Source organism: Christiangramia marina (assembly GCF_048285865.1).
Classification (GTDB): domain Bacteria; phylum Bacteroidota; class Bacteroidia; order Flavobacteriales; family Flavobacteriaceae; genus Christiangramia; species Christiangramia marina.
In genome coordinates this window covers 221,908-236,275 of sequence record NZ_JBLVTK010000002.1, presented here as the reverse complement: position 1 = coordinate 236,275, position 14,368 = coordinate 221,908, and the positions used below count along the sequence as shown (strand labels likewise).

The 14,368-nt window shown below is 37.2% G+C and carries 11 protein-coding genes; 4 read left to right on the top strand and 7 right to left on the bottom strand.

Annotated elements, in window-relative coordinates:
• Nucleotides 1-181 precede the first annotated feature (181 nt).
• Nucleotides 182-778 (bottom strand): acyl carrier protein phosphodiesterase, encoded by a 597-nt coding sequence (locus tag ACNKXS_RS07540; RefSeq protein WP_470271712.1) that lies wholly within the window; start codon nt 776-778, stop codon nt 182-184.
• Between the two features lie 125 nt (nt 779-903).
• Here ACNKXS_RS07540 and glmM point away from each other — a divergent pair, with 125 nt between their 5' ends.
• Entirely contained in the window at nt 904-2,289 is a 1,386-nt protein-coding gene (gene glmM, locus ACNKXS_RS07535; protein WP_417920344.1) for a phosphoglucosamine mutase, read from the top strand.
• Here the strand turns inward: glmM and ACNKXS_RS07530 are convergent.
• Nucleotides 2,286-3,191 carry a lysophospholipid acyltransferase family protein gene (locus ACNKXS_RS07530; protein WP_417920343.1) on the bottom strand — a complete coding sequence of 302 codons (906 nt, stop codon included), beginning with the start codon at nt 3,189-3,191 and terminating at the stop codon, nt 2,286-2,288. The genes glmM and ACNKXS_RS07530 overlap by 4 nt on opposite strands.
• A 52-nt stretch (nt 3,192-3,243) precedes the next feature.
• On the opposite strand from ACNKXS_RS07530, the gene ACNKXS_RS07525 reads away from it, so the two are divergent.
• The gene (locus ACNKXS_RS07525; protein WP_417920342.1) at nt 3,244-3,897 is read left to right on the top strand and encodes a rhomboid family intramembrane serine protease; all 654 of its coding nucleotides are present in this window, start codon (nt 3,244-3,246) and stop codon (nt 3,895-3,897) included.
• Nucleotides 3,898-3,903: 6 nt separating this feature from the next.
• Here the strand turns inward: ACNKXS_RS07525 and ACNKXS_RS07520 are convergent, their stop codons facing one another.
• Complete coding sequence (locus ACNKXS_RS07520) at nt 3,904-5,025, bottom strand: redoxin domain-containing protein (protein ID WP_417920341.1); 1,122 nt, start codon at nt 5,023-5,025, stop codon at nt 3,904-3,906.
• Between the two features lie 135 nt (nt 5,026-5,160).
• Here ACNKXS_RS07520 and ACNKXS_RS07515 point away from each other — a divergent pair, with 135 nt between their 5' ends.
• On the top strand, nt 5,161-7,524 hold the full coding sequence (locus tag ACNKXS_RS07515) for a GAF domain-containing protein (protein WP_417920340.1): 2,364 nt from the start codon (nt 5,161-5,163) through the stop codon (nt 7,522-7,524).
• On the opposite strand, the gene ACNKXS_RS07510 is transcribed toward ACNKXS_RS07515, so the two are convergent.
• Complete coding sequence (locus ACNKXS_RS07510) at nt 7,516-8,700, bottom strand: Pycsar system effector family protein (RefSeq protein WP_298246634.1); 1,185 nt, start codon at nt 8,698-8,700, stop codon at nt 7,516-7,518. The genes ACNKXS_RS07515 and ACNKXS_RS07510 overlap by 9 nt on opposite strands.
• A gap of 56 nt (nt 8,701-8,756) precedes the next feature.
• Here ACNKXS_RS07510 and ACNKXS_RS07505 point away from each other — a divergent pair, with 56 nt between their 5' ends.
• Nucleotides 8,757-12,473, top strand: coding sequence for a metallophosphoesterase (locus ACNKXS_RS07505; protein ID WP_417920339.1), 3,717 nt, complete (start codon nt 8,757-8,759; stop codon nt 12,471-12,473).
• A 66-nt stretch (nt 12,474-12,539) separates the two neighbouring features.
• On the opposite strand, the gene ACNKXS_RS07500 is transcribed toward ACNKXS_RS07505, so the two are convergent.
• The 3 genes from ACNKXS_RS07500 to ACNKXS_RS07490 all read right to left on the bottom strand — a co-directional run bounded on the left by ACNKXS_RS07500 (nt 12,540) and on the right by ACNKXS_RS07490 (nt 14,341).
• Nucleotides 12,540-13,415: a mechanosensitive ion channel family protein gene (locus tag ACNKXS_RS07500; protein ID WP_417920338.1), complete on the bottom strand. Its 876-nt coding sequence runs from the start codon at nt 13,413-13,415 to the stop codon at nt 12,540-12,542.
• 12 nt (nt 13,416-13,427) lie between these two features.
• Nucleotides 13,428-13,925: a Dps family protein gene (locus ACNKXS_RS07495; RefSeq protein WP_322302424.1), complete on the bottom strand. Its 498-nt coding sequence runs from the start codon at nt 13,923-13,925 to the stop codon at nt 13,428-13,430.
• Nucleotides 13,926-14,020: 95 nt separating this feature from the next.
• Nucleotides 14,021-14,341: a phosphoribosylpyrophosphate synthetase gene (locus tag ACNKXS_RS07490; protein WP_295182696.1), complete on the bottom strand. Its 321-nt coding sequence runs from the start codon at nt 14,339-14,341 to the stop codon at nt 14,021-14,023.
• Nucleotides 14,342-14,368: the final 27 nt, after the last annotated feature.

Genomic DNA, 14,368 nt, shown 5'->3' with positions numbered 1-14,368 from the left:
GAATATATTAATGGGGAATGGTATGTTATAGAAGGCGTAATGGTTTTGAGAAACAATGATAAATGGTATGTTGAGAAAGGTAAAAATCTAAGGGAAGTAGAACTTATTAGTGGACGATGGAGATTCGTTAAGTAAACAGGCAATATCAAAAATTAAAAAGCCCGATATTATATCGGGCTTTTTAATTTTTAGAATTTATTTCTTCAAGCTTTTGGTCTGAGAAACGCTGAACATCTTCAAAGAACTGACGGAATTCATTTTCAAATTCATCATAATGTAACTTTAATTCATAAGTAGCCTGATCCATACCAGATTTTAGCTTCGTTCTTTTATTCATACCATTCAGGACACTTTGAATACCATCTATGGAAGCATAACTTAAAAGCCAGTTTTGTTCGATCATATACGGGAGGAAATTCTTGACATTTGAAGGGAGAACCTCGTAGTTTAGCTTTAGCAGCTCATAGAACTGTATGCTATATTCTTCCAGGGGTATATCACAATAGTCTTTCCAGTTCGCCGCCAGGTAATGATCATAAAAAATGTCTACGATAATGCCACTATAGTGTCGATATCTTGCTGACAATCGGTTACTACTTTCTTTGAAAACTGGATGAGTATCAGTATAAAAGTCGATCGCACGATGTAGAATTATGCCCTTTTGAATTAGAGGTCCATATTTTCGATATTTTTTCCCTTTGATAGAATCTGCCATAAAATTGCCGATTTTAACCAGGTCCTCATCACCAGAAAGATAAATATGTGCCAGAAAGTTCATGCGGGAATATACGAATTAAACAGGGTCAGGGTTAATATTTGTTAACTTTTGAAAATTACGGGGTGACACAATTATATTTGTTAAAATTTCTTACAGGTCTTATCAGGACCTATAAATAACTAATAATGACATTAATAAAATCAATTTCAGGGATAAGAGGAACCATTGGTGGGAAAACCGGTGATAATTTAACTCCCTTAGATACAGTGAAATTTGCCGCAGCTTATGGGACGTGGTTAAAAAATAACTCAACTAACAAGAACCTTAAGGTTGCGGTTGGAAGAGATGCGAGAATATCTGGAAAAATGATCCAGGAACTAACCATGAATACCCTGACTGGTCTGGGAATCGATGTGATCGATCTAGGCTTGTCTACGACTCCAACAGTAGAAGTCGCGGTTCCCTTGGAAAATGCTGATGGAGGAATAATACTTACTGCCAGCCATAATCCTAAACAATGGAACGCTTTAAAACTATTGAATAGTAAAGGAGAATTTCTTGACGGAGAAGCCGGAGCCCTGATTCTTGAAATAGCAGAAAGTGAAAATTTTGATTTTGCTGAAGTGGATGATCTTGGAACAATTACCGTGATCGATGATTATATCGACAGACATATTGAGGAAGTTTTGAAGCTTAAACTTGTTGATGCTGATAAGGTTTCCTCTGCGAAATTCAAAGTAGCTGTGGATGCAGTAAACTCCACAGGAGGAATTGCTATTCCAGCGCTGCTGAATAGAATGGGTGTAGAGGTAATCGAATTATACTGTGAACCAAACGGACATTTTCCACATAATCCAGAACCTTTAAAAGAGCATTTAACCGATATCTGTGACTTAATGAAAAAGGAGAAGGCAGATCTTGGGATCGTAGTAGATCCTGATGTAGATCGTCTTGCTTTTATAGATGAAAATGGTGAAATGTTTGGTGAAGAATATACCTTGGTTGCCTGTGCCGATTATGTGTTATCTAAAACTCCAGGAAATACTGTAAGTAACCTTAGCTCTTCCAGAGCATTAAAAGATATCACAGAGAAGCATAACGGAGAGTATAATGCTAGCGCAGTAGGTGAAGTCAACGTGGTTCAGCTTATGAAGGATTCCAATGCGATCATTGGTGGTGAAGGAAATGGCGGAATCATCTATCCGGAAGCACATTATGGTAGAGATAGCCTAGTGGGAACGGCCTTGTTTCTTACGTATTTGGCAGAAAAGAAAGAGTCGGTTTCTTCAATAAGAGCAAGTTATCCTTCTTATTATATGAGTAAGAATAAAATTCAGCTGACTCCAGATCTGGATGTTGATGGTGTTCTAAAAGCGGTTGAAAAAAGACACGCTTCAGAAGAGATTTCTAATGTAGACGGAGTAAAGATCGATTTTCCGGAGAATTGGGTGCATTTAAGAAAATCCAATACAGAGCCAATTATCAGGATCTATACTGAAGCAAAATCTCAACAGGAAGCAGATGAGCTGGCGCAGAAGATGATATCTGAAATTGAGCAGATCATAGCTTAACTGACTCTGGTAGCACCTTCTGGAACAGGTTCATTTCTATGTTTCCAGCGTTTATGCGTCCAGAGATAGTACTCTGGTTTGTCAAGAATTTGATTTTCGAGAAGTTCAAAAAACTTCTGAGTAATAAAATGCTCCGGTTCTTCCGGGGCATTTTCAGTTATAGGAACCAGCGTAGCTTCATAAAACCCTCTACCGGTTTTTTCCACATGCAGGTAGATGACATTTAAGTCCAGACCACGAGCCAGTTTTTCAGAACCTTCAAAAACAGGAACAGAAATTCCCATAAATTTCATCCATAGATTAGAACGCTGAAGTCTTGGGGATTGGTCGGCGATCATCGCATAATTACCTCGTAATCCTTCTCGCTCATTTTGAATAATTCTCTTGGTCGCTTTGTGAGTATTTACAAGCTCTCCACCAAGCTTACTACGTATCTTGCGAACCATATCATCAAAATACCTGTTCCGTATTTTTTTATAGATTCCGAAGGATTTATATTTGAGTCCGTAGAGTTGTAGCGCGATAATCCATTCATAACTAGCATAATGTGCGCACATCAGGACGATACTCTTGTTTCTGCTTTCAATATCTCTTAAAACTTCAAGATTAGTGAATTTGAAGCGCTTTTGAATTTCCTCGTTACTCATAGAGATGCTTTTGATCATTTCCAGAAACATGTCACACATATGCTTGTAGAAAACTTTTTCTATACGTATCAATTCTTCGGAAGGCTTATCAGGAAACACCATTCTTAGATTCTTTTGAACAGTTTTTCTGCGATAGCCTATAACTCTGAAAACCAGGAAATATATAAAGTCTGAGAATATATAGAAAATACGAAAGGGAAGAATGGATATAAGCCAGAGTAGGGGATAAACAAGCCAGAAAACTAATCCTTGCATAAAAAATCTTTCCGCAAATATATGGTATATTTGAAATTAAACTTTAGTAAAAATGGGAGAATTGAGCCTGGTCACGCTGGTGATCATAGCGGCAAATGCATTGATTTCTTTTAAAGGTTTTAGCGATGAAACCTTCTTCAATAAGTACAAGTTCAGTACTTCAGATATTCAAAGAGGTTCTAAATTTCAAATATTCACATCGGGATTCCTGCATGTAGATACAAGCCACCTTTTTGTAAATATGCTAACACTCTATTTCTTTGCAAATGTGGTGATCTGGCAGTTAGGCTCTGTAGCTTTCCTCATCATCTATCTTGGAAGTCTATTACTGGGAAATCTATTATCCTACTATTTCCATAAGAATGATCCGTATTATACGGCCGTAGGTGCCAGTGGTGCGGTAATGGGAATTCTGTATTCTGCCATACTACTGCAACCAGATATGACGCTTGGTTTGTTCTTTATCATACCTGTTCCTGCTTATATCTTCGGAATAGGATATTTACTCTATACTATTTACGGGATGAAGCGCAGAACAGATAATATTGGTCATGATGCGCATTTTGGTGGTGCTACCGGTGGATATATCTTAACGATGATTCTGGCTCCCTGGGTGCTGGAAAGTCACCTGTTAATGGTCATTTTGCTAGCTGTGCCTATCGTAATATTGTTCTTTCTTCAGAGAACCGGGTATCTTTCTAGGTAGGTAGAATTAATTCAGTAGTTCACCAATCTTTTCAGCTAAGGCATCACCACGAAGATTCTTCGCTACAATGATTCCGTCTTTATCAAGAATATAGGTCGCCGGGATTGCTGTGATTCCGTATAACCTTGCTACGGGATCCTGCCAGAACTGAAGATTAGAAACATGATCCCATTGTTCAAGTTTATCATCTTTTATAGCCTGTACCCATCGGTCTTTCTGTCCTGGTCGGTCAAGACTTACACTAATGATATTTAAGCCCTGATCTTTGTACTTGTTGTAAGTATTAACCAGGTTTGGATTTTCGATTCTACAAGGCTTACACCACGCTGCCCAGAAATCTACTACTGTAACCTGGCCCATGCGATCAGAAAGTGCAAGCATTTCACCATCTGGTGTAGGAGCTTCAAAGTCTGGTGCCTTAGATCCCATTTCAGCGTTTTTCATCTTCTCTAGTTCACTCTTCAGATCTTTAGCCATATCAGTTTGCTTGATACGATCTGAAACTTCACTAAACATATCCCGAACTTCCTTGGAGCTATGGCTCTTAGAGCTCAGCATATCTGCAAGTAGAGTTACGGCGAGGAAAGTATCTGTATTCCGACTGAAGATCTCTTCTTTCGCTTTCCGGTCATTGTCCTTAAGCTCGGTTTCTGTTGCCTGAATACTCTTCAGTTTTGCAGTGTCCTTCTGTATCATTGCAGTTCTCGCTTCCTTCTGCATTTTCCCGATCTTCCGGTTCATTTCTTTCATATGATCCAGATACTCATAAAGCGCTTCATTTTCCTGTCCACCGCTCACACGTGAACTACGAATACTATCTTTATTGATGCTGAATTTCAGTTTTTCGTTTTCAGCAATAAATACAAGATTTCCATTCACTCCTTCGATACGTAAAAAACTAAGAGCAGGAAGATCCATTTCTTCCATATCCAATTCAAATTTCTCATCCTGAACAACGGCTGTATCTACTGCTTTAGGTGAACGAGTCTTTCCATCTAGTTCTGAGATATAGATTTTAGTCCCGTTATCGACACCTTTTACATCACCACTTAAATAATAACCTTTATCTTCTCCACATCCAGTTAATAGGAAAATTACGGAGCTAAATAAGAATAAGAATTTCTTCATTTTTTATGTCTATTTCTGCAAAAATAATGAACTCAAGCTTCATTCTGATGGCGTTCTTATAAATAAATGTTAATTTCAAGACGTTGCTCTTTCAAGGCTACTTTTACATTTAATTTTACCTTAAATTATCAGGTTATGTTGCAGCAATTAAAAGATTTTCCATTCGATATACAGATCAGTTTTCACAAGGTGATCGAAGAATATCAAAAGGAGCTTGATGAGATAGAAAGTGAAATTTCCAAGGAGTACATGCAAAAAATGCTTGACCATGTAAGTCAATTCCCGGAATTATCTGAAGGTTTTTCAGACCCAAAACTTTTAAAGAAATATCACGCTCCAATTAATATCTTGCTGGATGATCTGTTTCCGAACATTTTATCTAATAATGAGATCAAAGCTGCAGCGGTCCCATTCCATAATATTCTTTTCAATGTTTCCAAAAGATTGAAAGCTATTCTGAAGAATGCTGGAAATGATTTCAAGTTGATGTTCCGGAATATGGATGAGGAGCTTATTTATATCTTTTCGAGTATACAAATACTGAAATCCTACGGATACAAAATAGATATTTCCAGACCACTTTACTATGATATTCCCGATGAAGACGGAATTAAACGTCATTACAGGATATCTATGAACGCTGATTTTGTCGATATTATTCGTAAAGATGATGCACCGGAAATCACCCAGAAAGATGTAGATATTCTATTGCAAAATGTGGATGATATCGAGCTCTGGAAGGAAAAGATTCCACCACATAGTTATGTTTTCAAAGGTTTTACCATCGTTAATTTAACCGATGTTACTATAGATGATGCCATTTCAGAATTAAAGACTACCCTGCTTTTCGAAGAAGTGAACGAAGAGGAGGAGTTGGCTAAACTACAGGAGATATTCCGTTCGATTTATAACATTTCAGACCTTCGGGTTGGTTTCACTGTTTTCAACAAAAAGGAAATGGTTTTTGAAAGAATGGATAACAAAGAGGCTCAGAGTTTTATTCTGGACGAAGTTCTAATCAATGATTGTGAGTCGGGTATTTGTGAAAAAGGTTTTAAAACCCTAATAGATGATAATGCATATTTCACTATTTCCAATGTAGACTCTTATGCAAGTAAAAACGACAACCTGCTGTCTAAGAATCTTATTAAGAACGATGTAAAAAGCTGTCTCTTAGCTCCGGTTGCTAAGAATGGTAAGCTCCTGGGGATTTTAGAATTGGCGTCCAGCAGGAAGAATGAATTAAATAGTATCAATGCTATAAAGCTTGACGATATCCTGCCCTATATCGTGACTACGGTTGAGAGAAACCGCAACGATTTCGAAAATAGGATAAAAGCAGTAATTCAAAGTGAATGTACTTCTATCCATCCAAGTGTTCTTTGGGTGTTCGAAAGAGAAGCCAAAAAGTTTATAAAGGATCTGGACAAAGATGGACTTGCTTCTTTCAAGGATATCACTTTTAAGGATGTCTTTCCATTGTATGGACAGATAGATATTGTCGCATCTTCTGAAGCCAGGAATGATGCAATCAAACGTGATCTAATGGATCAGTTGGAGATTATCATGAACATCATCGATAAAGCTTACAAAATTGAAGAACTCCCAATTTATGATCAGGTCAAGTACCGTGTTTCAGACTTCAAAGAAGAATTACAGGATAGACTGAATGCCAGTAGTGAACAAAAGGTTTTTAATTTATTGAAGAAGGAAGTAAATCCTTTAATGAGTCATTTGAAAAAACAATCTGAAGAAATCAATGAGTTAGTAGAGCAATACACGAGCATGCTAAATCCCGAAACCGGATTAGTTTACAATCACCGTAAAAAATATGACGAGACAGTGCAACAAATAAACCGTACTATGTCCCGCTATATCGATAAGCGCCAGGTGCAGGCTCAGAATATTTATCCGCATTACTTTGAGAGATATAAGACTGATGGTGTAGACCATAATATGTACATAGGTGCGTCCATGGCAAATAAGAGGCCTTTTAATAAGGTCTACTTGTTTAACTTGAGATTGTGGCAGTTGAGCACTATGTGCGAAATGGAGAACAGGTTCTATCAATTACAGGAAAGAACTCCTGTGATGCTAGAAGCGGCGTCTTTGATACTCGTTTTTAATAGCACCATGTCTATAAGATATAGAATGGACGAGAAAAAGTTTGATGTAGACGGAACTTATAATGCTCGTTATGAGATTATTAAAAAACGAATAGACAAGGCTTTTGTAAAAGGTACAGAGGAGCGTGTAACTCAAAAAGGAAAACTTACAATTGTTTATTCTCAGGCAAGTGATGAACGAGAGTATTTACAGTATATCAAATATCTTCAGGCAAAGAATTACTTTGGTGATAATGTTGAACTGTTGGAACTGGAAGATGTACAGGGAGTTGTAGGACTTAAAGCAATAAGGGTGAACATATTATATTCACCCGATTCCAATCATCCAGAAAGAACGATCAATTATGAAGATCTAATGGAGGAATTACATTAAGTAAAAAGCCAGAATAAAGGCGATTACCGAAATAATAATTCCTAGCATAAATACAGTATAGGTCATTCTAAGTAGGAAATACTTTCTATGTAGTACTTTACCTAATAGGTGAAGATCCAGCATCAACATTTCGTATACGTAATCCTTATCCTTGATCAACTGGTTCATACCCCATTTGAATTGATCAAAAGGCATCTTATGGTAGTTTCCGAAGAATAAGAGATTCACGTTCCGGTTTTTGACCTGTTCTTTAGTAAACTCTCCGGTTGTAACATTTGGCCGGGTGGATAGAATCGAAAGAATGATTGACGCAACACTGAAAAGTACTAGTACTAAACTTGGAATAAGTAAATGTTTGTTGGACTCTGCTTCCAGTTTAGGGATCAGGTTGGCAAGTGCCAGTGAAATGATGATCGCATTTACAGAAAGTAAAATGTTAGCTTTCGTATCGGCAATATCACTGAGTTTAATATGATTTCGAAGAGTAACCCTAAAGAGCGTCTGAATACTTCTTTCTGGGTTTTCATTCTTATATTTAGCCTTCATTCTGGCTTTATGCTCTTCTTTCTTTAATTTCTTTTCCTGCTTATTCTTGTCTTCTATAAGCTCCAGTAAATTTTCTTCCTTTTTTGGGTTCCATTCCTGCAGGGCATAATCTGTATAGTAGGTGTGCTTTTCAGTAAAAACATAAATGTTCTCCTCAAGCCACTCCGCATTAGTGAAGTTTTTGATATTATGCATTTCCAATTCCTGTCTCAGGAATTCACTGGTTTCTTCAAAGTATTCCTTACCAAAATGAGAGCTATCGGCGTCACGTATTATTTTCTCACCGGGCGTTTTTGGAATATTGCTAAAATTGGTCACCAGGATATATTGCTTTACCAAATCTATAAGATCCTGGGTTGCGTTTTCCTTCAGAAGAAATTCTTCCGCGATCTCTGCGCTTTTGTCTTCATGACCTCTGTATGTATGGATATAACCGGTATCATGCAGCCATGCAGCAAGGAGCAATGCCTCCTTGTCTTTAACATTAATTTCAGAATTCTCGATTAATTCTTTAGTACTTTTAACCACGCGCTGAGTATGCTGGTAGTTATGATAAATAAAGGTGTTAGGTAACTTTTCTTTAAATAAATCTTCAACAAATTTTTCAGCTTTCTCAACGAGATTATTCATACATGAATTTTTGATTTCAAGGACCAAATTACAAAAAATAATGACCACAGTTTTCTATGAAAAAAGTTAAACTTTTCGCCGGTATATTTACAACGTTACTGGTCATTTCCTGTGCCAGTCTTGAGCCTAAATACAGGGATGGAGAATCAACTTCAGATTTTGGATATCCCTCTAATAAAGAGATTGAGAAATCATTTTACTTGCTAGGGGATGGTGGTTATTCACCTCCGGGCGGTTCTTCACTAGGTCTATTAGCCTTTAAATCTTACCTTGATTCAGTAAAGAAAACGGAAAATATTTCTATTTTCTTAGGTGATAATATCTATCCTGATGGGATGCCTGCTGAAGGTTCTTCGGGAAGAGAAGAGGCTGAATATCGATTAGACGCACAGCTGGATGCGATCGAAAATTACGAGGGGAAAGTGGTTTTTATACCTGGAAATCACGATTGGTACAATGAGAAGCTGGAAGGACTTGATAGACAGAAAGATTATTTGAAAGAGAAATTTGAAGATATTCTTGTGTGGAGTCCTGAAATAGGCTGCGGAATGGAGTCTATTGAAGTTTCTGATAATATCCAGATGATTGTCATAGATTCTCAATGGTATTTAGAAGATTGGAACGACAATCCCAAGATCAATGATAATTGTGAGCAGATCAAAACGCGGGAAGCAATGTTCCTGGAAGTAGAATCTGAGATCAAAAAGAATCAGAACAAAACCATTGTAATTGCACTTCACCACCCAATCTATACGAATGGCGTGCATGGTGGACAATATACTTTCGACAGGCATATTTATCCTTCTCAAAAGAAAATCCCTCTTCCAATTTTAGGGTCATTAGCAACACTAATTAGAACAACTGGAGGTGTGTCTATTCAGGATGCTCAGAACAATCGATATAAATCTCTGGCAACCCGTTTGAGTACCATTGCACAAGGTTCTTCGCGAGTGATTTTTGCTTCGGGACACGAACATTCCCTACAATACATTGAGCATGATAGTGTAAAGCAAATCGTTTCAGGTTCCGGATCAAAAGCTTCCTATGCAACTTTGAGCAATGATGGATTGTTTGCGTATCCAGGACAGGGATTTGCGGTACTCGATGTTTTTAAAGACGGTTCTTCCTGGGTAAGTTTCTACGGAAACCAGGATAACAAACCTAAGTTGCTTTATCAAACTGAAGTTTTGGAGACTCCTGTACCATTCGAACTTCAGGATTATCCAGATAAATTCCCTGAAACTTATACGACCTCAATTTACAATGAAGAGGATACTGAAAAAAGTCCCGTTCATGAAACCGTTTGGGGTGAACGCTATCGGGAACTTTATGGTACAGAGATCACCTTGAGAACTGCAGATCTGGATACACTTTATGGTGGATTAGAAGTAGTTCGTGAAGGCGGCGGACATCAAACCGTATCACTTAGAGTGAAAGACAGACAGGGACGAGAATATAATATTAGAAGAGTTCGAAAAGATGCACTAAGATTTCTTCAGAGTGTAGCCTTTAAAAATCAGCCTGTAGAAAACAAATTAGAGAATACGGTAGCAGAAAACTTGCTTACAGACTTCTATACCGCCGCACATCCATTCGGATTTATGGCAATTCCAGAGCTTAGCGAAGCTGCAGGAGTTTATCATACTAATCCTGAAATATTTTATCTGCCTAAGCAGGAAGCACTAGGAAAATACAATTCTGTGCATGGTGATGATATCTATATGATCGTTGAAAGACCTGAAGAAGGTTGGAAAGGCTACGAGTCTTTTGGGAAACCAGATCATGATATTGTAAGTACATCAGACATGCTGGAAAGACTGCGAAGAGATGAAAAATACTTGCTGGATGAGTCTATATATGTTCGCTCGCGTTTATTCGATATGCTTATTGGAGATTGGGACAGGCATCAGGATCAATGGAGATGGGCCGAAATTGAAGAAGGTGACAAACACATTTTTAAAGCTATTCCCAGGGATCGAGACCAAGTGTTTAGCAATTTTGATGGAGCGTTCTTTGGAACACTCAGAGCGATAACAGGATTTGCCAATCAATTCGCTGTTTATGGAGATGATATCAAAGATGTTGAATGGTTCAATATCGCAGCAATGGGGTTAGATAGATCACTACTTCAAAATACCGGCAAAAATACCTGGATAGAGCAGGCAGAGTACATAAAGCAAAATGTAACCGATGAAGCAATTCAGAAGGCATTTTCCAATTTACCCGCGGAAACCACTGGTGAGGCTACTCAGGAACTTATTAGAAATGTACAGGGTAGGAGAGATAATTTAGTTGATATAGCCAATAGATATTATGAAAAATTAGCAGATCTCGCGATCGTAACCGGAACAGATAAAGATGATTTCATAGATATTGAAAGATTGATAGATGGAAATACGAGGGTAACCATTACTCGTAATAAGGAGGGAGAAAGAACTGAAATTTTAAGCGATAAAGTCTATAAGAAAGACGAGACCAATGAGATCTGGGTTTATGGGCTCGATGATGATGACAAGATTTTTGTGGATGGAGAGGGAGAAGCTGCAATATTTGTACGTTTGATTGGAGGTCAGAACAATGATGAATACACCATTACGAATGGTTCGAAATTAAAGCTTTATGATCATCAATCACTTCCCAATACTATCAATGAATTAGACAACGCTAAACTTCGACTAACAGATAATTACGAGATCAATACGTATGATAAGGATAAAAAAACCTTTGCGTCTGGATCTATCTTACCTGATTTTAGCTATAATCCAGATGACGCTTTCAATTTTCAGTTGGAATATGTGAAGGCTATCAATAAATTTAAGCGAAACCCTTTTACCTCTCAGCATACTGTTTCTGCGGAATATCATTCTGCAACAAATGGTTTTGAATTAGGTTATGAGGCGGAATTTGCAAATATCGTTGGAAAATACAACTTGCAATTAGGAGCTAATTTTCAAAGTCCGGATTATTCAGATAACTTTTTCGGCTTCGGAAATGAGACCGTTAACCCGGAAGATGAATTAGGAATGGATTATAATAGGGTAGGGATCAATGAAATTTCAGCAAAAGCTGCATTAGTCAATAAAACTCCTTTTGGTAGCTTTTTCGGATTCACAGCAACTTTTGAGTCTATAGAAGTAACCGAAAACGATAATCTTTATTTATCTGAAGTATTCACCAATTCAGAAGAAGATATTTTTCAGAGAAAATATTTTGCAGGTCTCGATGCTATGTATCGATATGAAAGTTATGACGATGTCCTGGTTCCTACCAGAGGGATGCTTTTTGAGTTGAACCTGGGCGCAAAACTGAATACAGCAGATATTGATCGTCAATTTGGTTATTTTAAACCATATATGGGCTTTTATAATGCCCTGACCCGGAATAGAAAACTTGTATTGAAGACCAGAGCAGAAGCACATATAAATATTGGGAATGAGTTTGAGTTTTATCAATCGGCTCAATTAGGTGCGAATAGCGGACTAAGAGGTTATCGATTTGAGAGGTATTCAGGAAAAAGTTCTTTTGGTACAGGTGCAGATCTTAGGTATTCCTTTGATACCGTATCTACTAGCTTTCTGCCTTTCCAGCTCGGGATCTACGGAGGTTACGATCTAGGTCGAGTGTGGTTGGATGATGAGTCTAGTAACCAGTGGCATGATAGTTATGGTGGTGGACTCTGGTTAAACAGTGCGGATGCTATTCAGGCTAAGGCGAGCATATTCTCTGGAAGTGAAGGTCCGAGGTTACAGTTTAGCTTGGGATTAAAGTTCTAGAGTTCGAATTAAAAACAAACAAACCGGCTGTTTAGCCGGTTTGTTTGTTTTTAATATTTGTAATTCTTATTCTTTATTGATTGACAGTTTATTAGTAAAATCAATTGTTCTAATTGGGAATGGAATATTGATACCTTTAGCGTCATAAGCCTTCTTAATAGCTATAATCGCAGTATTCTGGGCGATGAGAATATCTCTATTCTTCGTTACATCTGTCCAGAATCTCAAGACGTAATTAATAGAGCTATCTCCAAATTCCTGAAACATCAGTTCTACCTCTTCATTTCCTCTCTGCGGAAAAATTTCTTCAATAGTTTTTATAGTAAGATCTCTTACCATTTCTAGGTCTGAAGAATATCCAACTCCACAATTCACAAATACTCTTGAACGAGCAGTCCGCGTGAAGTTCTTGAAAGGTTCTTCAATTATTTTTCCATTAGGAATGATCACATAATTATTATCGGATTGCTTAATTACGATATTTCTCAGATTAATCTCCATAACCGAACCTGCAAACCCATTGGTTTCAACCCAATCACCAATTTGCAATTCTGGCAGGAAACTAAGAATTAAACCTGAAAAAGTGTTGTTCAAAGTTCCTTGCAAAGCAAGACCGATAGCTAACCCAACAACTCCTGCCGCTCCTAGAACTGAAGTTAGTACAGTATCTAGGTTTAGAAGTCCTAATGCAATAAAGAAACCAATCAGGATTACAATTGCTTTGATCACTTTCGTGGCCATCTGGCGTATGGAATCCTGTTTAATACTTTTGGAAAAGATCTTATCAAATATTTTACCGACATATTTCGCGATAAAAACAAAAATGATAAAAACTACTACTGCGAGAAGGAAGTTCGGAAGACCAAGAATTATGGTATCTAACCATCCCTCTAATTTATCCCATATACCTTTTATTGAATCCTGAAGATTAAATTCCTGCATATTTTAATTTGATTATTTTTTTACCGGTTTATGCTGATCTGAAGTTTTCATTTTCCATGCATCCAGCATCCAGCTGGTTTTTTCTAACTCTCTAATATAAGCACCGATTAGATCAATTGTACCTTCATCTCCAGATTTATCAGCAATTTCCACCACTTTTCTCATTTGTTTAAGCAAAAGTCCGTGATCCTCCAATAAGATTTCGATCATTTTGCTGTCAGAAATATCACTAGGAGATTCCTTTAAATTTGAGTCTTTTAAATACTCACTCATATTGCTCGTAGGCTGATATCTTAAAGTAAGAATACGCTCAGCTATTTCATCCACTTTCAGTTTCGCTTCATCATAGAGCTCTTCAAATTTTTCATGCAGATCAAAAAAGTTTTTTCCAATTACATTCCAGTGAAAATTTCTTAATTTCTGATAATATAGATGATAGTCGGCTAACAGTATATTCAACTCAGTAACTGTTTTTGCAGTCTTCTCTTTATCTAATCCTAAATAGTTCATAGTTTTTATTTATAGTTTTTCAAAATTCAATTCAAAAATATAATGATTACACCAAAATTGAAATTATAATTATTGGTTTAGTAGAACTTTAACCATTAATCTATTGGTCTATGATCCTTCAGATCCAGTTTTTTCATCATTTCCTTGGATATTTGTCCGCTGGAAATACCATATCCGTCGGTAAGGACACCTTTCTTACCATCGGTGGTGGTAATGGCATATAAAATTGAATTATCGTCAGGATTGCTCATTCCTTCGAAGCGCAGGACTTTATCAACCTCAAATTCTTCAACACCAAATGTTGCGTTTTCCGACTTCAATTCGATCTTTTCATCAAGCAGGTTAAAATCATGTTTGTATCCTTCTTCCAGTTTTAATTTGTTTATAGCTTGGGATAATGTTCCGTAATCTTTCATGGTTGTTTATTTTTAGTAGTTGTAAAT

What these genes read in the sequence shown, in the direction of transcription:
- ACNKXS_RS07540 (WP_470271712.1), bottom strand. Translation starts at nt 778, where the DNA reads ATGAACTTTCTGGCACATATTTATCTTTCTGGTGATGAGGACCTGGTT.
- ACNKXS_RS07530 (WP_417920343.1), bottom strand. Translation starts at nt 3,191, where the DNA reads ATGCAAGGATTAGTTTTCTGGCTTGTTTATCCCCTACTCTGGCTTATA.
- ACNKXS_RS07495 (WP_322302424.1), bottom strand. Translation starts at nt 13,925, where the DNA reads ATGAACTATTTAGGATTAGATAAAGAGAAGACTGCAAAAACAGTTACT.
- ACNKXS_RS07505 (WP_417920339.1), top strand. Translation starts at nt 8,757, where the DNA reads ATGAAAAAAGTTAAACTTTTCGCCGGTATATTTACAACGTTACTGGTC.
- ACNKXS_RS07520 (WP_417920341.1), bottom strand. Translation starts at nt 5,025, where the DNA reads ATGAAGAAATTCTTATTCTTATTTAGCTCCGTAATTTTCCTATTAACT.
- ACNKXS_RS07515 (WP_417920340.1), top strand. Translation starts at nt 5,161, where the DNA reads ATGTTGCAGCAATTAAAAGATTTTCCATTCGATATACAGATCAGTTTT.
- ACNKXS_RS07525 (WP_417920342.1), top strand. Translation starts at nt 3,244, where the DNA reads ATGGGAGAATTGAGCCTGGTCACGCTGGTGATCATAGCGGCAAATGCA.
- ACNKXS_RS07490 (WP_295182696.1), bottom strand. Translation starts at nt 14,341, where the DNA reads ATGAAAGATTACGGAACATTATCCCAAGCTATAAACAAATTAAAACTG.
- ACNKXS_RS07500 (WP_417920338.1), bottom strand. Translation starts at nt 13,415, where the DNA reads ATGCAGGAATTTAATCTTCAGGATTCAATAAAAGGTATATGGGATAAA.
- ACNKXS_RS07510 (WP_298246634.1), bottom strand. Translation starts at nt 8,700, where the DNA reads ATGAATAATCTCGTTGAGAAAGCTGAAAAATTTGTTGAAGATTTATTT.
- glmM (WP_417920344.1), top strand. Translation starts at nt 904, where the DNA reads ATGACATTAATAAAATCAATTTCAGGGATAAGAGGAACCATTGGTGGG.